21 protein-coding genes are annotated in these 20424 nt (G+C 58.4%); 12 read left to right on the top strand and 9 right to left on the bottom strand.

What is annotated here, in order from left to right:
- Positions 1-32: 32 nt before the first annotated feature.
- Both ACP2AU_RS03815 and ACP2AU_RS03810 read right to left on the bottom strand, forming a co-directional pair.
- Complete coding sequence (locus ACP2AU_RS03815; protein ID WP_426374618.1) at positions 33-350, bottom strand: CcdB family protein; 318 nt, start codon at positions 348-350, stop codon at positions 33-35.
- On the bottom strand, positions 350-595 hold the full coding sequence (locus ACP2AU_RS03810; RefSeq protein ID WP_426374616.1) for a type II toxin-antitoxin system CcdA family antitoxin: 246 nt from the start codon (positions 593-595) through the stop codon (positions 350-352). Before ACP2AU_RS03810 ends, ACP2AU_RS03815 begins: the two co-directional genes overlap by 1 nt.
- A 200-nt stretch (positions 596-795) precedes the next feature.
- On the opposite strand from ACP2AU_RS03810, the gene ACP2AU_RS03805 reads away from it, so the two are divergent.
- Both ACP2AU_RS03805 and ACP2AU_RS03800 read left to right on the top strand, forming a co-directional pair.
- Positions 796-1053, top strand: coding sequence for a type II toxin-antitoxin system Phd/YefM family antitoxin (locus tag ACP2AU_RS03805; RefSeq protein ID WP_022992576.1), 258 nt, complete (start codon positions 796-798; stop codon positions 1051-1053).
- Entirely contained in the window at positions 1041-1343 is a 303-nt protein-coding gene (locus ACP2AU_RS03800) for a type II toxin-antitoxin system RelE/ParE family toxin (protein ID WP_426374613.1), read from the top strand. Before ACP2AU_RS03805 ends, ACP2AU_RS03800 begins: the two co-directional genes overlap by 13 nt.
- 32 nt (positions 1344-1375) lie before the next feature.
- Here ACP2AU_RS03800 and ACP2AU_RS03795 read toward each other — a convergent pair whose 3' ends face one another.
- Entirely contained in the window at positions 1376-1834 is a 459-nt protein-coding gene (locus tag ACP2AU_RS03795; protein ID WP_426374611.1) for a helix-turn-helix transcriptional regulator, read from the bottom strand.
- A gap of 66 nt (positions 1835-1900) precedes the next feature.
- The gene (locus tag ACP2AU_RS03790) at positions 1901-2707 is read right to left on the bottom strand and encodes an enoyl-CoA hydratase-related protein (protein ID WP_426375073.1); all 807 of its coding nucleotides are present in this window, start codon (positions 2705-2707) and stop codon (positions 1901-1903) included.
- Positions 2708-2908: 201 nt separating this feature from the next.
- Between ACP2AU_RS03790 and betI the strand changes: the two genes are divergently transcribed.
- From betI to ahpF, 5 genes are all read left to right on the top strand, one after another.
- Positions 2909-3502 carry a transcriptional regulator BetI gene (gene betI, locus ACP2AU_RS03785; protein ID WP_426374609.1) on the top strand — a complete coding sequence of 198 codons (594 nt, stop codon included), beginning with the start codon at positions 2909-2911 and terminating at the stop codon, positions 3500-3502.
- 61 nt (positions 3503-3563) lie between these two features.
- Positions 3564-5033 (top strand): betaine-aldehyde dehydrogenase, encoded by a 1470-nt coding sequence (gene betB, locus ACP2AU_RS03780; protein ID WP_426374608.1) that lies wholly within the window; start codon positions 3564-3566, stop codon positions 5031-5033.
- Between the two features lie 27 nt (positions 5034-5060).
- On the top strand, positions 5061-6746 hold the full coding sequence (gene betA, locus ACP2AU_RS03775) for a choline dehydrogenase (protein WP_426374606.1): 1686 nt from the start codon (positions 5061-5063) through the stop codon (positions 6744-6746).
- A gap of 246 nt (positions 6747-6992) precedes the next feature.
- Complete coding sequence (gene ahpC / locus ACP2AU_RS03770) at positions 6993-7556, top strand: alkyl hydroperoxide reductase subunit C (RefSeq protein ID WP_426374604.1); 564 nt, start codon at positions 6993-6995, stop codon at positions 7554-7556.
- A gap of 222 nt (positions 7557-7778) precedes the next feature.
- A complete protein-coding gene (gene ahpF, locus ACP2AU_RS03765) occupies positions 7779-9344 on the top strand; it encodes an alkyl hydroperoxide reductase subunit F (protein ID WP_426374603.1) in 1566 nt (521 codons plus the stop codon).
- An 82-nt stretch (positions 9345-9426) separates the two neighbouring features.
- Here the strand turns inward: ahpF and ACP2AU_RS03760 are convergent, their stop codons facing one another.
- Together ACP2AU_RS03760 and ACP2AU_RS03755 are read right to left on the bottom strand one after the other, a co-directional pair.
- On the bottom strand, positions 9427-10095 hold the full coding sequence (locus ACP2AU_RS03760) for a transglutaminase-like domain-containing protein (RefSeq protein ID WP_426374601.1): 669 nt from the start codon (positions 10093-10095) through the stop codon (positions 9427-9429).
- Between the two features lie 97 nt (positions 10096-10192).
- Complete coding sequence (locus tag ACP2AU_RS03755; RefSeq protein ID WP_426374600.1) at positions 10193-11224, bottom strand: histone deacetylase family protein; 1032 nt, start codon at positions 11222-11224, stop codon at positions 10193-10195.
- 156 nt (positions 11225-11380) lie between these two features.
- Here ACP2AU_RS03755 and ACP2AU_RS03750 point away from each other — a divergent pair, with 156 nt between their 5' ends.
- Positions 11381-11671, top strand: a complete 291-nt coding sequence (locus ACP2AU_RS03750; protein WP_426374598.1) for an encapsulin-associated ferritin-like protein — start codon at positions 11381-11383, stop codon at positions 11669-11671.
- Between the two features lie 113 nt (positions 11672-11784).
- Positions 11785-13311, top strand: a complete 1527-nt coding sequence (locus tag ACP2AU_RS03745) for a flavin-containing monooxygenase (protein ID WP_426374596.1) — start codon at positions 11785-11787, stop codon at positions 13309-13311.
- A gap of 41 nt (positions 13312-13352) precedes the next feature.
- Here ACP2AU_RS03745 and ACP2AU_RS03740 read toward each other — a convergent pair whose 3' ends face one another.
- The gene (locus ACP2AU_RS03740; RefSeq protein ID WP_426374594.1) at positions 13353-14192 is read right to left on the bottom strand and encodes a prolipoprotein diacylglyceryl transferase family protein; all 840 of its coding nucleotides are present in this window, start codon (positions 14190-14192) and stop codon (positions 13353-13355) included.
- A gap of 342 nt (positions 14193-14534) precedes the next feature.
- Between ACP2AU_RS03740 and ACP2AU_RS03735 the strand changes: the two genes are divergently transcribed.
- The gene (locus tag ACP2AU_RS03735; RefSeq protein ID WP_426374592.1) at positions 14535-15866 is read left to right on the top strand and encodes a DEAD/DEAH box helicase; all 1332 of its coding nucleotides are present in this window, start codon (positions 14535-14537) and stop codon (positions 15864-15866) included.
- Between the two features lie 101 nt (positions 15867-15967).
- Here the strand turns inward: ACP2AU_RS03735 and ACP2AU_RS03730 are convergent, their stop codons facing one another.
- Positions 15968-16696, bottom strand: a complete 729-nt coding sequence (locus ACP2AU_RS03730) for an OmpW/AlkL family protein (RefSeq protein ID WP_426375072.1) — start codon at positions 16694-16696, stop codon at positions 15968-15970.
- Positions 16697-16853: 157 nt separating this feature from the next.
- Complete coding sequence (locus ACP2AU_RS03725) at positions 16854-17324, bottom strand: winged helix-turn-helix transcriptional regulator (protein ID WP_426374590.1); 471 nt, start codon at positions 17322-17324, stop codon at positions 16854-16856.
- Positions 17325-17413: 89 nt separating this feature from the next.
- Between ACP2AU_RS03725 and ACP2AU_RS03720 the strand changes: the two genes are divergently transcribed.
- Complete coding sequence (locus ACP2AU_RS03720; protein WP_426374589.1) at positions 17414-18526, top strand: NADH:flavin oxidoreductase; 1113 nt, start codon at positions 17414-17416, stop codon at positions 18524-18526.
- Positions 18527-18825: 299 nt separating this feature from the next.
- A complete protein-coding gene (locus ACP2AU_RS03715) occupies positions 18826-20424 on the top strand; it encodes an ABC transporter substrate-binding protein (RefSeq protein WP_426374587.1) in 1599 nt (532 codons plus the stop codon).

The following is a 20424-nucleotide window of genomic DNA, read 5'->3' as shown; positions in this document are numbered from 1 at the left end:
CTGCGCTCCGTTGGCGCGCATCACCACTGGCGTTAAATGCCGGTGATAGCCAGGTCCAAAGCTCCAACAATCTGGTCTCTGAAATGTGAGAGAGAGCCAACAGGGCTCTTGAGATGTTTTTCAGGCACGGAGGAAATTTGCGGAGTTAACAGCAACAGCTCTTGATCGGCGAAGCTGATTTCGGGAGTGAGCCCTTGCATGGCTGCGCCACCGAGGGCAGAACGTTTGCCCAAAGGGATAACAATGCGAGTTGCCAAATCGCTTAGAAGGCTGCTTTGAATATCCACGAGGTAAGGATAGTGAGCCTTGCTCACTTTGCTCGGGTTGGGGTACACATCGAACTGTGCCATCAAAACTCCCTGAATTCGTCGCCGAAGCATCCATGTTGTTCGACGAAATCGTTGTAGCCTTTTATCGCAGCACGATTCTCTTCAACCCATTGAGCGGCTTCGTGTTTCGAAAGCTCTTCTTTCAGAGCTCGTTCCAGGGTGGCAGACAAGTTAATGTTAAGTTCCCGGGTTTTACGCAGAAGATCGCTATTGATTGATAGGTTCGCTGCTTTTTTGGGGGCAGCTGAGTTATAGAGTTCGGCCATGAGGGCCTCCCGGAAGATTTAGAATACAAAGTTTGATCTTATGCGCATGGCCATGCGCACACAAGCATTTAACCAATGGCTGTTGTCGGACGCGCCTACGCTGCCGCTCCGGCACGCCGCAAAGCCGGGCGTAAGCTGTGATTGTCTCACTCGAAAAGTGATACTATAGTGTCACTATCAGTTTAGATCAGGGTGAGCCCATGAAAGTCGAGCTTGTTACGAACCTCAAGCGCCAAGCCACAAAGATTCTTGCAGATTTGCACTTGTCTAAGGAGCCGATACTGATCACGGAGCATGGTCAGCCATCCGCATATCTTGTTGATGTGCAGGATTATGAGTTTATGCAGCGTCGACTTGAGCTGCTTGAGGGGCTCTCACGGGGAGAGCGTGCTGTACTTGAGGGAAGAACGTACAGCCAGAGTGAGGCCAGGGAGAAAATGAGTAAATGGCTGAAGTAATCTGGACGGAGCCCGCCATTCAAGAGTTGGAGGCCATCGCCGAGTACATTGCTCTGGATAATTCTGCAGCCGCAAGTCACCTGGTCCAGGAAGTTTTCGATAAGACCGAGCGTTTGGAAGATTTTCCCCAATCCGGACGGATTCCTCCTGAGCTCCCTAATTCGGTATACAGGGAGGTAGTGGTTCCACCGTGTCGCATTTTTCATCGTGAGGATGATAAGCAAGTTCTCATTCTCTATGTCATGCGAGAGGAGCGACAGCTTCGGGCGTACATACTTGGGAACAGCTAACCAGGCGCGGCACTCGGATGCCATTCTCTTCGCTACGTCAAAGTCACCGGTGCGCTCCAGCATTCGCCACAAAGGCGCTGGCTACGATAGTTATTCGGTGTAACCCCAAACCAGCGCTTGAAGGCGCGCCGGAAATTGGCGCTGTCGTGGTAGTTCATCAGCCTGGTAATGGCTTCTACCGGTAAGTTGCTGTTATCCAGATAACGGGCGGGCTGTTGTGCCAGCATCTGGTCTCTCAGCGCTCGGAAACGGGTGCCTTCCGCTTTCAGGCGCCGGGCCATTGTCCGTTTGCTGATAAACAGCCGCGCCGCCACCTCTCCCTCGCTCAGCACTCCCGGCGGATTCGACAACATGGTCTTTTTCACCCGCAGGTGTTGGCCGTTGTTGGTTAGTGCAAGCTGGGCCAGGTTGAGCCGGAATACGTGCAGTCTAACTTCGTGCGCGGCTATACCGGTATGGATGTCCGGCTTCAGGCTCGGCGCCCGCGCCAAACCTGAGTTCGTTTGTTGTCATTACCAATTCAGGTTGCCAGGGCGCCGATTCGTTTGAGGGGTGGGTTATTTCGTGCGGCCGAGGGTGTTCAGCATTCGGTGAACGGCGTCCAGGTGCTCCGGCTCGTTGTGGCTCATCCCCTGAAAACAGGCGCAGATATCCAGAAAGTCCCGTAGCTCGGTCCGTTGGGCCATTTTCATCAGGCGCTTGGTCAGGCGGGTGGCTTTGGCGGGCTGTTGGGCGATGGTGCGGGCCAGTTTCTGTGCTGCGTCCATCAGTTGGTCGGCGGGTACAACGTCGATCACAATGCCCAGTTGCTGCGCTTCGGTGGCATCGATGACTCGGCCGGTCAGGGTCAGTTCAAAGGCCTTCTGATAACCAATCAGGCGCTGCAGGAACCAGGCTCCGCCATCGCCGGGAATGATGCCCAGGTTCAGGAAGGTTTCTCCGAACTTGGCGGTATCGGCGGCAATACGCAGGTCCGCCATGTTCGCCAGATCAAAGCCCGCGCCAATGGCCGGGCCGTTCACCGCGGCAATCACCGGAATTTCCACTGCATCCAGGGCCAGTGGAATGCGTTGGATGCCGTTGCGATAGCGTTCGGCGCATTCGGCCGGTGCCCCGGCGAAATCGCCACCGCGTTCGGCCATGTCGCGAATATTGCCCCCGGCACTGAACGCAGAGCCGGCGCCGGTGATCACCAGAACAGAAACCTCTTCGCAGCGATTCACCCACTCGGCGGTGGCGACGATGTCTTCAATCAGGTGTGAACCGGTCAGCGCGTTGCGAAGGTCATGGCGATTGAGGGTGAGGGTCGCCACGCGGTTTTCGAGGGTCAGCAGGGCGTCGGTGAGTTGCGGTTGGGCAGACATGGCAGGCTCCTTGTTGTTCGATGCAGGCATGATTGTGTCCCGGATTGGCCGTTCAAACCAGCCACCTATGGGTCTGGGCGCCTGAAGGCTTTGCTCTGGCAGACGCCCCGTTTGCCTCATCAATTTGAATTCCCGCCGCTGTTTCGGTACGATTTTCATTGATTGAACGTTCAATCAATGAATTTTCGAGTGAGAAACGTCATGCCAAAAGTGGGAATGAAAGACGCCCGCCGTCAACAATTGATTGATGCCACCATGGCGTCCATTGCCGAGCTGGGTATGCAGAACACCACCATTGTCAGCATCAGCAAGCGGGCGGGGATGTCGTCCGGGATTATCAGCCATTATTTCGGCGGTAAACAGGGGCTGATCGAGGCCGCCCTGCGCCATCTCCTGGATTTGCTGGGCACCGAGTTACGTGACCGCATGGCGCGCACCGGGGGCTCTCCCGCCCAGCGGCTGGACTGCATCATCGAGGCGAATTTCTCAGACTTTCAGCGTTCTGCGCTGGCGGCCAAAACCTGGCTGAGCTTCTGGGCCCGCTCCATGCACGAGCCCGGCCTGCAGCGCCTGCAGCAAATCAACAAGGCGCGATTATACAGCAACCTGCGCTATTCCTTTGCCCAGGCGCTACCCCCAGAGCAGGCGACTGTCGCGGCCCATCAGGCGGCTGCCATGATCGACGGTTTCTGGCTGCGCAGTGCCCTGAGCCAGAGCCCGGCAGCCAGCTTTGAAGCCGGCGAGCGCTTTTGCAAAGACTTTGTCCACAAGACGCTGGCGGGCGCCAACGCCTGAGCCATCAACCCGTTCACGGCCCATAAGGCCCGACATTTTCAATTAAGGTGAGTCACCGCTTATGTCTGCAACTGTTACTGTGGTTCAGAATTTTATTCACGGCCGTTTTCTGGCCAACAGCACCGGGCAAACCTTTCCGGTGGTCAATCCGGCCACTGGCCAGGTGATCTACGAAGTGGAAGTGGCGGATGCTGCCATTCAGGAGGCCGCCATTGAAAGCGCCCGGGCGGGGTTCAGTGAATGGTCTGCCACGCCGATGGTCGAGCGTAGCCGGATTCTGCTCAAGGCGGTGGCCTTGTTGCGCGAGCGCAACGATGAACTGGCGGCGGTGGAAGTGAAGGACACCGGCAAGCCCTGGCAGGAAGCCGAAGCAGTGGATGTGGTCACCGGGGCCGATGCCATCGAGTTTTTCGCCGGGCTGGCACCGTCGATTGAAGGAAATCAGCAGGACCTGGGGGGTGATTTCTACTACACCCGCCGGGAGCCGCTGGGTATCTGTGCCGGTATTGGCGCCTGGAACTACCCGATCCAGATTGCCTGCTGGAAGTCCGCGCCGGCCCTGGCCTGCGGCAATTCGATGATCTTCAAGCCCTCCGAGGAAACCCCCATGGGCGCGGTGAAGCTGGCGGAGATCTTTATCGAAGCCGGAGTGCCGGCGGGTGTGTTCAACGTGGTGCAGGGCGAGGCCGAGGTAGGCCAGTGGCTGACCCATCATCCCGAGATTGCCAAGGTGTCGTTCACCGGCGAGGTGGGCACCGGCAAGAAGGTGATGGCGGCTGCGGCGTCCACCCTAAAGGACGTCACCATGGAGCTGGGCGGTAAATCCCCGCTGATCATTTTTGACGATGCCGACCTGGAGAATGCCATTTCGGCGGCCATGGTAGGCAATTTCTACACCCAGGGCGAGATCTGCACCAACGGCACCCGGGTGTTTGTTCATGAAGACCTGTACCCGGCGTTCATCGAACGCCTGCTGGAGCGTACCCGCAAGAACATCAAACCCGGGGACCCGATGAATCCGGACACCAATTTCGGCGCGCTGATCTCGAAAAAGCATCAGGACCTGGTGCTGGACTACATCGCCAAGGGCCTGGCCGAAGGCGCCACCCTCAGCCACGGTGGCCGGGCGTTTGAGCCGGAGGATTCCAAAGGCGGCTATTTTGTCGAGCCGACCATTTTCACCGACTGCACCGACGATATGACCATCGTGCAGGAAGAAATCTTCGGCCCGGTGATGTCGGTGCTGACCTTCCGCGACGAAGACGAGGTGATTGCCCGGGCCAACAACACCGAGACCGGTCTGGCGGCGGGTGTGTTCACCAACGATATCCGCCGCGCCCACCGGGTGATTCACCAGATTGAAGCCGGTATCTGCTGGATTAACAGTTACGGGGCTTCGCCGGCGGAAATGCCGGTGGGTGGCTACAAGATGTCCGGCATTGGCCGGGAAAATGGCCGGGTGACGCTGGACTACTACACCCAGCTCAAGTCGGTGTATGTCGGGATGCAGGATCTCGACGCCCCGTTCTGAGTGCGCTGTCCACAGAGGAGATATGGTATGAGCGACAACGGTTACGATTACATTATTGTGGGCGCGGGCTCGGCCGGCTGTGTACTGGCCAACCGGTTGACCGAAGATGGCCAGAGCAAAGTGCTGTTGCTGGAAACTGGCGGTAGTGACAAGAGCATTTTTATCCAGATGCCCACGGCTCTGTCCATCCCCATGAACACCAAAAAATACGCCTGGCAGTTTGAAACCGAGCCGGAGCCGTTCCTCGACAACCGCCGGATGCATTGCCCCCGGGGCAAGGTGTTGGGCGGTTCCTCCTCGATCAATGGCATGGTGTATGTGCGGGGCCACGCACGGGATTTCGACGAGTGGGAAGCTCAGGGCGCTACCGGCTGGCGTTACGATCGGGTACTGCCGTATTTCCGCAAAGCCGAGACCTGGGCCTTCGGTGGTGACGAATACCGTGGTGACACCGGCCCGCTGGGCACCAACAACGGCAACAATATGCGTAATCCGCTGTACAAGGCGTTCGTTCGCGCCGGAGTTGATGCCGGTTATCTGGAAACAGAAGATTATAACGGCCAACAGCAGGAAGGGTTCGGGGCCATGCACATGACCGTGAAAAACGGTCGCCGCTGGTCCACCGCCAACGCCTACCTGCGCCCGGCCATGGCTCGCAGCAACCTGACCGTGGTCACCCACGCCCTGGTCCACAAGGTGCTGCTGGAGGGTAAAACGGCCACTGGCGTTCGGTACGAGCAGGGCGGCAAAGTGCACGAGGTGCACGCCGGCAAGGAAGTGATTCTGTCAGCCGGCTCCATTGGGTCTCCGCATTTGCTGCAGTTGTCCGGTATTGGTAATCCGGAAGTGCTGGCACAGGCCGGTATCGAGGTGAATCACGAGCTGCCGGGGGTGGGCGAGAACCTGCAGGACCACCTGGAATTTTACTTTCAGTTCCGGTGCAAGCAACCGGTGTCGCTCAATCGTAAACTGGACTGGTGGAACAAGCTGAAAATCGGTGTGCGCTGGATTCTGCGCAAGGATGGCCTGGGTGCCACCAACCACTTCGAATCCTGTGCGTTTATCCGTTCCAAGGCGGGTGTGGAATGGCCGGACCTGCAATACCACTTCCTGCCGGCGGCCATGCGTTACGACGGCCGGGAAGCGTTTGATGGCGACGGCTTCCAGCTGCATATTGGCCACAACAAGCCGAAAAGCCGGGGCTTTGTTTATGTACAGTCAGCCGACCCGAAACAGGCCCCGCGTATTCGCTTCAACTATCTGGAGCACGAGGCCGACCGGGAAGGCTTCCGGGATTGCGTGCGGCTGACCCGGGAAATCATCAATCAGCCAGCCATGGATGACTATCGGGGTGCGGAAATCCAGCCCGGTGTTGATGTTCAGACCGATGAGCAGCTCGACGCGTTTGTGCGCCAGGCCGTGGAGAGCGCTTACCACCCCTCGTGTACCTGCAAGATGGGCATTGATGGTATGGCGGTAGTCGATCCGGAGACCCGGGTGCACGGTATTCGCAACTTGCGGGTGGTCGATTCCTCCATCTTCCCGACCATCCCGAACGGCAACCTGAATGCCCCCACCATCATGGTGGCTGAGCGGGCCGCGGACCTGATTCGGGGCCGTGACCTTCTGCCGCCGGCCAGTGTGCCGGTAACCATGGATGACCAGTGGCAAACACGCCAGCGGTCAGGTGAGGCGAAACGGCCGCTGGCCTGAAGGCGGGCCCCACAAATACTCAGCGCCCTGTTGAATTCGGGCGTTGAGGCCCCATTTACGAGAGGGCAGCCAGAACAAGCCGGGCGTGGTCGCGGGTGGTCGTCTCTGGCCTGGCTTACGGAGTAGGGATAGGTTCTGGCTATCCCGGATGTGGAAATTATCAATTTTCACTTGGATAAGCCGTTGCGTAAGCTTTGCATCGTCTTCAAACCATCAGTCACATGAACCGACAGGAGTTATTCTAAGATGGGAATCGTTAACAGCGAAATCAAACCGTTCAACGCCACCGCATTCAAGCAGGGCGAGTTTGTCGAAATTTCCGAAGCCGACGTAAAAGGCAAGTGGGCCATCTTTTTCTTCTACCCGGCTGACTTCACTTTCGTTTGCCCGACCGAGCTGGGCGATGTGGCCGACAAGTACGAAGAGCTGCAGAAGCTGGGTGTAGAAGTGTTCTCTGTGTCTACCGACACTCACTTCACCCACAAAGCGTGGCACGATACGTCCGAGACCATCGGCAAGATCAACTACTACATGGTTGGCGACCAGACCGGCACCATCACCAACAACTTCGGTGTAATGCGTGAAGGCCAGGGCCTGGCAGACCGTGCCACCTTCCTGATCGATCCGGATGGCGTTATCCAGGCCATGGAAATCACCGCCGAAGGCATTGGCCGTGATGCAGACGACCTGCTGCGCAAGGTAAAAGCGGCCCAGTACGTTCGCAAACATCCTGGCGAAGTGTGCCCTGCCAAGTGGAAAGAAGGCGAGGAAACACTGGCTCCGTCTCTGGACCTGGTTGGCAAGATCTAAGTTTCCCGTCTCCGGTGAAACGTGAAAAAGGCCCGCGACGCGGGCCTTTTTTGTATCTATCAATCGAAAAGATGTGTTCGTATAGGTTAGGGCTATCAAATGGTTTGGGCCAATCAATTTGAGCTAAGTTCTACCTGCCGTTATCTTGTTCACATCTTCTGAGAACGATTCATTACCGAATCCCGAAACGCAGTTTCACGACATTCAAGGGGAATACCAAATATGTTGGACGCCAATATCAAAGGACAGTTGCAGGCCTACATGGAAAAACTGCAGCAGCCGATCGAACTGGTGGCAGCCTACGACGACAGCAACAAATCCCAGGAGCTGAAAGAGCTGCTGGAAGAAATCGAGCCGATGTCTGAAAAGATCAGTCTGCGGACCGAGGAATCAACCGATGTTCGCCGTCCGTCATTTGTCATCAACCGCGTCGGCAGCGACATTGGTGTTCGCTTTGCTGGTATTCCCATGGGCCATGAATTTACCTCGCTGGTACTGGCTCTTCTTCAGGTGGGCGGACATCCATCCAAGGCCTCGCGGGACGTCATCCAGCAGGTTCAGGAGCTGGACGGCGAATTCGAATTCGAGACTTATTTCTCCCTGTCCTGCCAGAACTGCCCGGACGTGGTTCAGGCACTGAACCTGATGAGCGTGCTGAACCCGAACATCAAACACACCTCCATCGACGGCGCCCTGTTCCAGGACGAAGTGGAGCAGCGCGAAGTAATGGCAGTACCCAGTGTGTACCTGAATGGCCAGCCCTGGGGTCAGGGCCGGATGACACTGGAAGAGATTGCGGCGCGGCTGGATACCCGGTCTGACGAGAAAGAAGCGGAGAAAATTAACCAGAAAGACGACTTTGAGGTGCTGGTGATTGGTGGTGGTCCGGCGGGCTCGGCGGCGTCGATTTACGCGGCCCGGAAGGGCATTGCCACCGGTATCGCGGCCGAGCGTTTCGGCGGCCAGGTGGCCGATACCATGGGGATCGAGAACCTGATTTCCGTGCCTTACACCGAAGGCCCCAAGCTGGTAGCGGCCATGGAGCAACACGTTAACGAATACGACGTGGATATCATGAATATGCAACGCGCCGAAAAGTTGATTCCGGCGGCGGAGCAGGGCGGCCTGCATGAGGTGCGCCTGGCCAATGGTGCTTCCCTGAAATCCCGCACTGTTATTTTGTCGACCGGTGCCCGCTGGCGCCAGATGGGCGTGCCCGGTGAGGAAGAGTACCGCAACAAGGGCGTGGCCTACTGCCCGCACTGCGACGGCCCCCTGTTCAAGGGCAAGCGTGTGGCGGTCATCGGTGGCGGTAACTCCGGCGTGGAAGCGGCTATCGATCTGGCGGGTATTGTTGGCCACGTGACGCTGATCGAATTCGGCGCGGAAATGCGGGCCGATGAGGTGCTGCAGAAGAAGCTGCGCAGCCTGAAGAATGTGGAAATTATTACTTCCGGCCAGACCACCGAAATTACCGGCGAGAACGGCAAGGTGAATGGCCTGACCTACACCGACCGCAACACCGGTGAGTCTCACCACGTGGCGCTGGAAGGGGTGTTTGTCCAGATCGGCCTGGTGCCCAACACCGAGTGGCTGAAAGGCGATATCGAACTGAGCCAGCACGGCGAGATCATCGTAAATGATCGTAACGAGACCTCGATTCCTGGCGTGTTCGCAGCGGGTGATGCCACCACGGTGCCGTACAAGCAGATTGTGATTTCGATGGGTGAGGGTTCAAAGGCCGCCCTGAGCGCCTTCGACTTCCTGATCCGTAATTCAGCGGAATAAGTTGTTGCCGACAGCCTGACTCAGGCTGACCCCTGTAACCGGCGCCCACGGGATGTGGGTAGCCGGTTTTTTTATGGGCTGATCAACGCCCGGCGATGTCCCGCTCCAGGCTGCCATTCATGTTGACCGGTTCCCCCTCGGCCTCGAACAGGTGGCTGTAGGCCCGGCGAACGCCGTCGACAATGAACTCGAACGGTACATCCTCAAACACACCGTGATCGTTGATGTACTCCATGTGGGCCTGTCCGTCTTCGGTGAACTCCTGGAATACCGAATCGTTCACACCATCGAACGGCAGCGGGTCAACGTTCATCAGGGCACACAACTGCTGGTTGAACGCCGGCGTGGCCTTCACCCAGCGACCGTTCAGGTACAACTCGATAAAACCGTGCATCCGGAAAATGTCAGAACGCAGCCACTCAATCAGCTTCGGGCTGGACAGATGGTTGCGTACATCCGCGAGGCCCAGCCGGCTGGGAATGCCGATGGACCGGGCTGCGGCACCCAGCAACACCGCTTTGGGAATGCAGTAGGTTTCTCCGGTTTCAAGGGCGTAACTGGCCGACAGACTGCGCGGTTCGGTTCTGAACACGTAGGGGTTGTACTGGATGCTGTCGCGCACCGCCAGATACAGCGCCTTGACCTGTTCCACCGGGTCTTCGGGCACACCGTCCAGTTGTTGCTGGATCCACGCCTCGACGGCGGGATGGTCGTAGTCGAAGAACGGTGTGGGTTTCAGGTAGTGGTTCATTGCGGGTATCCAGGGTTAGCGCATGATCGGGTGATGATCCCCCGATTAGCAAGCTACGGGCAATGACTTTTTCCACCAAAGCCATTGCCCGGACTGCTCAGCTCTTGCCCTCAAAGCCTTGCATCACATTGACTGCATTGACGCCGATGGCATCGACATCGTAGCCGCCTTCCATGGTGAATACGGTGGGTAACCCCAGCTGCTCAAGCCTCTGGCCGAGGCTGAGGTAGTCCTCAGAGGCCAGTTTGAAGAACGAGATGGGGTCGTGCTCGAAGGTGTCTACGCCCAGCGCCACCACCAGGGCATCGGGCCTGAACACTTCAATGCGCTCACAGGCGGTTTCCAGGCCCTGGCTCCAGACCTGGTAGGGGGTGCCGGGCGGATAGACGATGTTCAGGTTGTAGCCTTCGCCGGCACCCTCGCCGATCTCGTCTTCAAACCCGAGAAAGTGCGGGAATACCAGGTCCGGGTCGCCGTGCAGGCTGACGGTGAGCACATCGGCGCGATCGTAAAAGATGGCCTGGGTGCCATTGCCGTGGTGGAAGTCCACATCGAGGATCGCCACTTTTCGGTAGCCCTGGTCCCGGAACGCCTGGGCCACGATGGCTGCGTTGTTGAAGAAGCAGTAGCCGCCGAACAGGTCGGCGTGGGCGTGGTGCCCCGGTGGCCGGCACAGGGCAAAGGCGGCGCGCTCGCCACCGGCCACCAGTTTCTGGGCAGTCAGGGCGACGTTGGCAGAGGCCCGGGCGGCTTCCCAGGTGCCCTCAGAGATAGAGGTCTCGGCGGCGAAGCTGTAGTAACCCAGGCGGCCATCAATATCTTTGGGTACCCGGTGGCGCATTCCCCGGCCAGCCCACACGGCGGGAATCGCCTCGCCGGGTTTGCCCGCGCCCAGCCAGTCTTGCCAGCAGGTTTCCAGAAACGCCAGGTAATCCGCTGTGTGTACGCGCTGAATCGGCGCCAGCCCGAATTCTTCCGGCTCCAGAATCTCGCCCAGGGCCTGGCTCTTCACCCGGGCCAGAATAGTCTCGGCCCTTGAGGGTTTTTCGTGGGGGTCAATCAGCAGTCCGCCGTCCAGTTCGGTGTGCACGTGGCGACGACTGTGCAAGGGTGAGAAGACGGTTTTCATGAACGGCGAGCCCTCGTTGGAAACGTGCAGGCACTTTGGCACAGGTTGGGAGGTCGCTCAATCGGGGCTGTGGATTGGGTTTGTCGCAGCGGTAGGCTATGGTTAGGAACTCAGGGTGACGCGAGCACCCATCCAACAGGCAATCAGGAGTGATACATGGCAAACGATAGCTATCATGAGCCGGTCGGCGAGCTGTCTGACGACACCCGGGATATGCACCGGGCCGTCAGTTCACTGATGGAAGAGTTTGAAGCCGTTGACTGGTACAACCAGCGGGTGGATGCCTGCAAAGACCAGGAGCTTAAAGCAATTCTTGAACACAACCGTGATGAAGAAAAAGAACACGCCGCCATGGTGCTCGAGTGGATTCGCCGCAAAGACCCGACCATGGACAAGTACCTGCGGGAGTTTTTGTTCAAAGACGGCCCCATCGGCCACCACGACTGACTGAAAAAGCCATTCTCTGGGCGCAGATTGGCCAATTCGGGCCGGTGTCAGCCTGCGCTATCTTGATCCTACACAAGATGACAAAAACGGATCGGATTCCGAGAGGATAGGGTATGGCTCAACAACATTACGATGTACTGATCGTTGGCGCAGGGGTATCGGGTATTGGTATGGCCTGTCACCTCAACCGGGAATGTCCTGGCAAGCGTTTTGCCATTCTGGAGCGCCGGCAGTCGCTGGGCGGCACCTGGGATCTGTTCCGCTACCCGGGCATCCGCTCTGATTCCGATATGTTCACTTTCGGCTACAATTTCCGGCCCTGGTCCGGCGGCAAAGTGCTGGCCGACGGAGCGTCGATCAAGCGCTACGTTGCGGAAACGGCGAAGGAAAATGATGTTGAGCGCCACATCCGTTACGGCGTGGCGGTGAAAACCGCCGACTGGTTGAGTGTCGATAAGTGCTGGACTCTGACCGCCGAGAATGAGCAAACCGGCGACACCGAAACCTACACCGCGAGTTTTCTGGTGGGCTGTACCGGTTACTACAACTATGACCAGGGCTATAAGCCGGATTTCCCGGGCGAGCAGGCGTTCAAAGGGCAGATTGTTCACCCCCAGCACTGGCCGGAGAACCTGGATTACCATGGCAAAAAGGTGGTGGTGATCGGCAGTGGTGCCACGGCCATTACGCTGGTGCCTACCATGGCGGAGAAAGCGGCCCATGTGACCATGCTGCAGCGGTCACCCACGTATCTGATGCCACTGCCCTCCACAGACAAGGTGACCCTGGCCTTACAGAAGATCCTGCCGGAAAAGATAGCCTACCGGCTGACCCGCGCCCGCAACATCACCATCTCGCGCCTGCTCTATGAGCGTTCGCGCAAAAGCCCGAAAATGATGCGCCGGCTGTTCCTGGCCATCATCAAGCGCCAGCTCAGGGGCAAGGCGGATATGCGCCACTTCAGCCCGGACTACAACCCGTGGGACCAGCGTCTGTGTGTGGTGAAAGATGGCGATCTGTTCGACGCCATCAAGGCAGGCACCGCAGCTATCAAGACCGACCACATCGAGCGCTTCACAGAAACCGGCATCCGCCTGAAATCCGGCGAGGAGCTGGCCGCCGATATCATCATTCCGGCCACCGGCCTGGACATCCAGATGCTCGGTGGTATTACGCCCCGGATAGACGGTGAGGAAGTCGTACTCAAGAACAAGGTCGTGTACAAGAACGTGATGGTGGAAGGTATGCCCAACGCGGGCATGATCTTCGGCTACACCAACATCTCCTGGACCCTGAAAGCCGATATCGCCAGCGAATACCTGTGCCGGCTGATTAACCACATGGACCGGCACGGGCACCGGGTGGCCGTGGCCCGGGATACCGAGAACAGCCTCGGCGAGGAGACCGTTCTGGGCTCTCTGGATGCCGGCTATATCAAGCGCGCAGAGGATCGTTTGCCGCGCCAGGGCACCCATGGTCCCTGGAAAGCCTCACAGAACTATCTGCAGGATGTGAAAGTTCTGCGGTTTGACCCGATCGAGGATGGCTACCTGGAATTTGATGGCCAGCCCAGCCAGACCCGGGAGCCCGAGAGCACGGGTTTCCTGCGCCCGCTGCGCTCGGCGCTGTTCGGCTCCTGAAGGGCATTGCCGGCAGCTTCCGCAGGCCCGGGCAGAGCGATTTATTGCCCGGGCCCGGTCGCATTCAGAAATTGAGCATCGAAGCGCTCAAGGCTGCGGGTCAGGCTGGCGCGGGACAACTCCCCCATGTGCGTGTCCACCAGATTACCCCTGGCGTTGTAGAACAGTGTGGTGGGTAAACCGTGGCTGCCCACCACCCGGCCGAAGCGGTTTTGCCGGTCGCTGAGCACGTGGCTAAGGGCCAGGTTCTGGGCCATCAGGAACTTGCGGATGGTTGCCGGGTGCTCACCCTGATTGGCGAAGACGAAGTTGACCTGTGGATAACGCTGCTGGGCTTCTTCCAGCACCGGCATTTCACGGATGCAGGGCGGGCACCAGGTGGCCCAGAGATTGACCACCGTGGGCCGGTTGCCGGCCAGGCTGGCCAGATCCACCGGGCGCTCGTTCAGGTCGGTCAGGGCGACTTCGGGCAGGCCCTGGGCTTGCTGGTTGATCAGGGCAATAATGCCGGAGGTCCCGGCCCAGGTGATCAGGCCGGCGGCAACGGCAATGCCCAGCGCCCGGCGTATGGCTATCCGTTTCCACATCAGGTAGCTGGTGAACGCCAGGGCGGCGGTCAGGCCGGTGATCATGTCGAAGCCGCCGTCGCGAATATCCAGCATACCCAGCCAGTCGCCCTGATACTCGCCGAAGTAGCGCACCACAAAGCCGATTCGGGCGCTGACCATGGCCACCAGAAAGATGTCCGCCAGGGTGCCGGCCACGGGCGTTTTTTCCTTGCGGCCAGTAATGGCTCCGGTGATCAGAGCGACCACAAAGGCCAGTACCAGTAACAGGTGCCCGATGGACAGACTGAGGGGGCCAACGCCTACGCTGAGCATGAAATCTCCGCCATACAGTGGATTTGTCTGGGTATACGGCGGGTAGTGACCGCCCCCGGAGTATGGAGTTCCATACGCTTGAGAAAAGAGAGGCTGCTAACATAACCCTATAGCTATTTGCCGGGGGCTCTGTTACCGTGCCTGCATCCTGCCTCTAGGGATTCCGCAGTTTTCGGCCAACGGCCGCCTTGCGAACCATTTCATACGACCTGTCAGAGGACGTCACCCCGAAAACCGGCGCGTGACCGTAGTCGTCTTTTATTCCATGACTTTCATGGCATCTGCCCGCATTCGCCGACGACGGTGTTCGTGGAGGCAGAATCAATCAAGAGTGCATCTTATATGAGTTTTTCTTCCCTCGGTTTGTCCGAGCAGCTGGTCCGTGCTACCTCCGATCAGGGTTATGAAACCCCGTCTCCGATTCAGCAACAAGCCATTCCGGCGGTGTTGTCTGGCAAAGACGTGATGGCCGCGGCCCAGACCGGCACCGGTAAAACCGCCGGTTTTACCCTGCCGTTGTTGCAGCGCCTCGCCGAAAAGCCGCGTACGGGTAAAGGCCCCCGCGCCCTGATTCTGGCGCCCACCCGGGAGCTGGCGGCCCAGGTACACGACAGTGTGAACCTCTACAGCAAATACGTACCCACCAAAGCCGCCGTGGTTTTCGGCGGGGTAAAGATCAACCCGCAGATGATGAAACTGCGCAAGGGCCTGGACGTGCTGGTGGCGACACCGGGCCGTTTGATGGACCTGTACCAGCAGAACGCGGTGCGTTTTGATGAAGTAGAAATCCTGGTGCTGGACGAAGCCGACCGGATGCTGGACATGGGCTTTATCCGCGACATTCGCAAGATCCTGGCGTTGCTGCCGGCCAAGCGTCAGAACCTGCTGTTCTCCGCCACTTTTTCCGGTGAAATCCGTGCCCTGGCCCAGGGTCTGCTGGACAACCCGGTGCAGGTGGAAGTGGCGGCCCGCAACACCACCGCTGAAAAAGTGAAGCAGTCGGTGTATACGGTGGATCAGAGCCAGAAAACCGCTTTGCTGAGCAAGCTGGTGCGGGACAACAGCTGGGAGCAGGTGCTGGTGTTTACCCGTACCAAGCATGGTGCCAACCGCCTGACCCAGAAGCTGGAAAAAGACGGCATTACCGCGGCGGCCATTCACGGCAACAAGTCTCAGGGCGCCCGTACCCGGGCACTGGCGGATTTCAAAGCCGGTGAAGTACGTGTGCTGGTGGCCACCGACATCGCTGCCCGTGGTCTGGACATCAAACAGCTGCCGCAGGTAGTAAACTTTGAATTGCCCAACGTGCCGGAAGACTACGTGCACCGGATTGGCCGTACCGGCCGTGCCGGCGAAAGTGGCCATGCGCTGTCACTGGTGAGTGCCGACGAAGGCAAACAGTTGGCAGGCATTGAAAAGCTGATCAAGAAGCAGCTGCCGCGCAAGGAAGTGGAAGGTTTTGAGCCGAAAAACAATCTGCCGCTCAAGCCCAAGGCTAAAGCAGACCCGAGCAAGGCCCGCAATCGTCGCCCCCAGGGTGGCAATGGCAAGAGCTTTGGCCCGAAACCGGCCGGTCGCAATGGTGGCCGCGGTCGCGGTGGTCAGGGCGAAGGACAAGGCCGTGGCCAGGGGCAGGGTAGAAGTGGTCGCCCGGCTCAGCGCCAGAGCGCCTGATAAACCGTTTCTCCTGAAACAAAAAGGCGGGGCCGAAGCCCCGCACAGGAGATTGTACCAACCGATAGCCGACAGACCTTGGGAGCTATCGGTGGTACGGATCAGAACTTGTAGGTGAAACCGACCATGTAGACCATGGGGTCGATTTCGACTTCGAATTCTTCAGTTTCTGCAGCGAAATCACCGGCGGCATCGAAAACCTTTACTTGCGCATCGGTATTGATGTCGGCCCACCAGATGGCGGCGTTCAGACCGAAGTTCTCGCTCAGCATATAATCCATGCCAATTTCAACGGCCACGCCAACACTGTCGTCGAGTTCAAGCTCGGTACTTGCGCCAGCAATTCCGTATTCGCCGGCAACGACCGAATCCAGGGTGCTCGTGGTCTTTTCCTCGAAGAAGGTGGTGTAATTCACACCCACGCCCACAAATGGCTGAAATGCGGACGTGCTGTGCATCGGGAAGTACTGCAACGTCAGCGTCGGTGGCAAATGCTTCGTTTCGCCAAGTTTTATATCGCCTGACAGATCGCCGCCACCGTTGATGTTGTGCTTGAACGGCGTTGCGCCCAGCAGTCCGATACCCAAATTATTGGTCATCATATAAGTGGCACGCAGACCCAGCTGAGTGTTGCTGTCGACACTGACCTTGGAATTAACCCCGGCCAGCAGCGGCGCACCACCAACGGTGATCGAGTCACTGGAATCATCCGGCGCTACGTGCACCGCACCCGCACGCACTACAAAATCGCCCGCTTCAAAAGCCTGAGCCGCCGGAGTCACTGCCATTACGGCCGCAGCCAATACACTGAGTTTAAAACCACGAGACATAGCCATCTCCTTGTCCATGAAAGATCGATGGTGCCAATTTAACGACATCGGCGCCGAGAATCTTGATTTAGCGCAAGAAATGGCAGAAGGCAGCCCCACTGGCTGAAAACTCTTGATACAACTCAAGAAAGTGTAGATATACGGGTATTGCGGATGGTCAGGCGCGGGCTTTGTGCAGGGGGGTGTCTTCGTCGTCTGGCACAAACACATCGCGGATGGTCAGCGCTTGCCCCTGGTCATTTTGCACGGTCACCGGCTGAATGGGCTGGCCGCTGTCGCGGTCGCGAAGATCCAGTGGCTGGCCGTCGGGCGCGGGGTTCCATTTGTCGCCCCACTGGCGCAGGGCTACCACCACCGGGAACAGATCCCGGCCTTTTTCGGTGAGGCGGTATTCAAAGCGTGAACCGTGTTCACCCACATCCACTTTGCTCAGTACTTCATTATCCACCAGCTTGGCCAGGCGGTCGCACAGGATATTTTTGGCAATGCCCAGTTGTTGCTGAAAATCCACGAACCGGCGGGTGCCATACATGGCGTGCAGCACAATCAGCAGGGACCACCAGTCACCCACTTCATTGAGGGCGCGGGCGACGGAGCAGTTGGAGTCATCAAAACGTTTTCTGGCCATGTCAGGGAGTGTACCGAATAGGGTTGCATTTTGAAACCGGATTTAATAGGGTTGCTTTACGAAACCAAATTAGTGAGGTTGCATATTACATGAGCATGAATCTTGGTCCTTTGTTTGAGCCGTTTGAACTTCACAACCTCAAGCTGCGCAACCGCGTGGCGATGGCTCCGATGACCCGTAATTTCTCGCCCAAGGGCGTGCCGGGGCAGAACGTGGTGGATTACTACCGTCGCCGTGCCGAGGCCGGTGTTGGCCTGGTCATCACCGAAGGTACAACGGTCAATCACGATGCCGCCAACGGTTACCCGAACGTGCCCGCGTTCCATGGTGATGAAGCCCTGGCCGGATGGAAGCAGGTGGTGGATGCCGTGCACGAAGCCGGTGGTGCCATTTTCCCGCAGCTCTGGCACGTGGGTGCCGTGCGCAAAGAGGGTACCGAGCCGGACCCATCCGTGCCGGGTTACAGCCCGTCTGGTCTGTTTGCGCCGGGCAAGCCCAATGGCAAAGCCATGACCAAAGACGACATCCGGGATGTGGTTCAGGCCTTCGGCGATGCCGCACAGGATGCCAAAGCCCTGGGCTTCGACGGCGTGGAAATTCACGGCGCCCACGGCTACCTGCTGGATCAGTTCCTGTGGGAAGGCACCAACCAGCGTGAAGATGAATACGGCGGCAGCCTGGAAAACCGCCTGCGCTTTGTGGTGGAAATCGTTGAGGAAGTGCGCCACCGGGTGGGCCCGGATTACCCGATCATGCTGCGTTTTTCCCAGTGGAAGCAGCAGGACTACGAAGCGAAACTGGTTAACAGCCCGGAAGAACTGGAGCGTTTCCTGAAGCCTCTGGTAGAGGCCGGCGTCGACATCTTCCACGCCTCCACCCGCCGCTTCTGGGAGCCGGAATTCGAAGGCTCCAACCTGAACCTGGCGGGCTGGACCCAGCAGCTCTCCGGTAAGCCGACCATGTCGGTTGGCAGCGTCGGCCTGACCGAAGACTTTATCAGTGGCACCTTCGCCAGCAAGAAAGAGGCGGTGGAGCAGTCAGGCATTGATGAGCTGGTCGAGCGCATGAACAACGGTGAGTTTGACCTGATCGCGGTTGGCCGCGCTCTGCTGCAAGACCCGGAATGGCTGGTGAAGGTAAAAGAAGGCCGGTTGAACGAGGTTGAGGCGTTCGCCAAAAAATCCCTGGCTAAACTTTACTGATCGGATCTACCCCTTCGATCCTGCTCGCCGCGCGCCCTTTGGGGCCCGCGGCTTTTTTGTGTCTGCAATGCCGCAGGTTCTGCGGCTTTAAAACTTATGGTCGTGGGTGTCAATGACGGGAAATAAGGATTTTGGGTTCGATCTTGGCTTTTGTTGACTTTGGTCAAGCTGGCGTTAGTATAGGCGCTCGTTGTTTCCGGCTGTCCGTTAACCAGTCAGGAGATAATCGACTCTAGCGCGTCGAAATTCCCAGCCTTGCTCTCTCTGATTCTAATAACTCAGAGGCAAGGAGTCATTGCATGACAAGCAGTAAGCATCTGGATCGTCAGGCCCGATCAGGCTTGATGTCCCGTCGTGGTTTTCTGAAAACAGCAGCAGCGGCCGGCATTGTGACTGCCGGTGCGGGCGCATTTGCCATGCCCGCGTTCGGAGCCGACAGCACGTCCACCCCTAAACGTGGCGGCCATTTCCGTCTGGGTCTTTCGCGAGGCTCTACCACGGACGGTTTGGACCCGGCCAAGTATGCCGATGTGTTCATGCAGTCGGTGGGCTTTGCGATTCACAATTATCTCACCGAGCTGACTGAAGACGGCGAACTGGTGGGCGAGCTGGCCGAGAGCTGGGAGCCTGCGCCGGATGCGTCACGCTGGGTCTTCCGGATTCGCAAGGGCGTCACCTTCCACGATGGCAAGCCGCTGACTGCTGCCGATGTGGTGGCCTCGTTCAATCATCACCGGGGCGAGCAGTCGCAATCGGCGGCCAAAGGCATTGTCGATCCGATTGAAAGCATCGAGACCGATGGTTCCCACACGGTGATTTTCAATCTGACCGCCCCGAATGCCGATTTCCCTGCGGTCACCTCCGATTACCACATGGCGATTCTGCCGGCCAAAGACGGCGGCGTGGATTACGAGTCCGGCAACGGCTGTGGCGGTTATGTTCTTGAACGCCTGGAGCCGGGTGTTGAGGCCGTGGTCACCCGCAATCCGTCGTATTGGAAAACCGACAGGGCCTGGTTCGACAAGGTCACCTTCCTGGCCATCACCGATGCCGCCGCCCGCACCAACGCCTTGCGCACCGGCCAGATTGATGCCATGGACCGGGTCGACCTGAAAACTGTCAATCTGCTGAAGATGGACCCGAACCTGACGGTGAATTCGGTCGACAGCGACCAGATTTACTACTTCCCGATGAATACTCAGGCGGCGCCGTTCAATGACAACAATGTGCGCCTGGCCCTGAAGCACGCCATTGACCGTGAGGACCTGGTTACGCGGGTGCTGAAGGGCTATGGCCGGGTTGGTAACGACCATCCGATTGGCGGCTCTTACCGCTACTTCGCCGATTTGCCACAGCGTCATTACGACCCGGACAAGGCGCGCCATTACCTGAAAAAAGCCGGTCACGATTCGCTGTCGGTGGATCTGAGCACCTCCAGTGCGGTGTTTACCGGCGCGGTGGATGCGGCGGTGCTGTTCAAGGAACACGCCGCCAAGGCCGGGATCAACATCAATGTCCGCCGTGAGCCGGCGGATGGCTACTGGGACAACGTGTGGATGAAGCGCCCCTGGTCCATGTCTTACTCTAGCCCGCGGGTGACCGAAGACTGGTTCTTCTCCCAGTACTATTCGGCCGACGCCGCCTGGAACGACACGAATTGGCAGAACGAACGTTTCAACACGCTGCTGGTTCAGGCCCGGGCCGAACTGGATTCAGACAAGCGGGCGCAGATGTACGCGGAAATGCAGCGCCTGATTCATGATCAGGGCGGTGCCGTGGCACCGGCGTTTTCGGCGTATGTGAGCGCGGCCCGGAATAACGTGGGCCATGGCAAGATCGCCGTGAATCGCGACATGGACGGCAACCGGATTGCTGAACGCTGGTGGTTCAAGGGCTGA

Origin of the sequence: Marinobacter sp. VGCF2001 (genome assembly GCF_049943275.1) — a bacterium.
Lineage (GTDB): Bacteria > Pseudomonadota > Gammaproteobacteria > Pseudomonadales > Oleiphilaceae > Marinobacter.
The sequence above is the reverse complement of the archived record's forward strand: the minus strand, read 5'-3'. Positions and strand labels throughout refer to the sequence as shown.

Bases quoted from the DNA above. Each gene is read 5' to 3' on its own strand.
- ACP2AU_RS03815 (WP_426374618.1), bottom strand. From the start codon at position 350: ATGGCACAGTTCGATGTGTACCCCAACCCGAGCAAAGTGAGCAAGGCT.
- ACP2AU_RS03810 (WP_426374616.1), bottom strand. From the start codon at position 595: ATGGCCGAACTCTATAACTCAGCTGCCCCCAAAAAAGCAGCGAACCTA.
- ACP2AU_RS03805 (WP_022992576.1), top strand. From the start codon at position 796: ATGAAAGTCGAGCTTGTTACGAACCTCAAGCGCCAAGCCACAAAGATT.
- ACP2AU_RS03800 (WP_426374613.1), top strand. From the start codon at position 1,041: ATGGCTGAAGTAATCTGGACGGAGCCCGCCATTCAAGAGTTGGAGGCC.
- ACP2AU_RS03790 (WP_426375073.1), bottom strand. From the start codon at position 2,707: ATGTCTGCCCAACCGCAACTCACCGACGCCCTGCTGACCCTCGAAAAC.
- betI (WP_426374609.1), top strand. From the start codon at position 2,909: ATGCCAAAAGTGGGAATGAAAGACGCCCGCCGTCAACAATTGATTGAT.
- betB (WP_426374608.1), top strand. From the start codon at position 3,564: ATGTCTGCAACTGTTACTGTGGTTCAGAATTTTATTCACGGCCGTTTT.
- betA (WP_426374606.1), top strand. From the start codon at position 5,061: ATGAGCGACAACGGTTACGATTACATTATTGTGGGCGCGGGCTCGGCC.
- ahpC (WP_426374604.1), top strand. From the start codon at position 6,993: ATGGGAATCGTTAACAGCGAAATCAAACCGTTCAACGCCACCGCATTC.
- ahpF (WP_426374603.1), top strand. From the start codon at position 7,779: ATGTTGGACGCCAATATCAAAGGACAGTTGCAGGCCTACATGGAAAAA.
- ACP2AU_RS03760 (WP_426374601.1), bottom strand. From the start codon at position 10,095: ATGAACCACTACCTGAAACCCACACCGTTCTTCGACTACGACCATCCC.
- ACP2AU_RS03755 (WP_426374600.1), bottom strand. From the start codon at position 11,224: ATGAAAACCGTCTTCTCACCCTTGCACAGTCGTCGCCACGTGCACACC.
- ACP2AU_RS03750 (WP_426374598.1), top strand. From the start codon at position 11,381: ATGGCAAACGATAGCTATCATGAGCCGGTCGGCGAGCTGTCTGACGAC.
- ACP2AU_RS03745 (WP_426374596.1), top strand. From the start codon at position 11,785: ATGGCTCAACAACATTACGATGTACTGATCGTTGGCGCAGGGGTATCG.
- ACP2AU_RS03740 (WP_426374594.1), bottom strand. From the start codon at position 14,192: ATGCTCAGCGTAGGCGTTGGCCCCCTCAGTCTGTCCATCGGGCACCTG.
- ACP2AU_RS03735 (WP_426374592.1), top strand. From the start codon at position 14,535: ATGAGTTTTTCTTCCCTCGGTTTGTCCGAGCAGCTGGTCCGTGCTACC.
- ACP2AU_RS03730 (WP_426375072.1), bottom strand. From the start codon at position 16,696: ATGTCTCGTGGTTTTAAACTCAGTGTATTGGCTGCGGCCGTAATGGCA.
- ACP2AU_RS03725 (WP_426374590.1), bottom strand. From the start codon at position 17,324: ATGGCCAGAAAACGTTTTGATGACTCCAACTGCTCCGTCGCCCGCGCC.
- ACP2AU_RS03720 (WP_426374589.1), top strand. From the start codon at position 17,414: ATGAGCATGAATCTTGGTCCTTTGTTTGAGCCGTTTGAACTTCACAAC.
- ACP2AU_RS03715 (WP_426374587.1), top strand. From the start codon at position 18,826: ATGACAAGCAGTAAGCATCTGGATCGTCAGGCCCGATCAGGCTTGATG.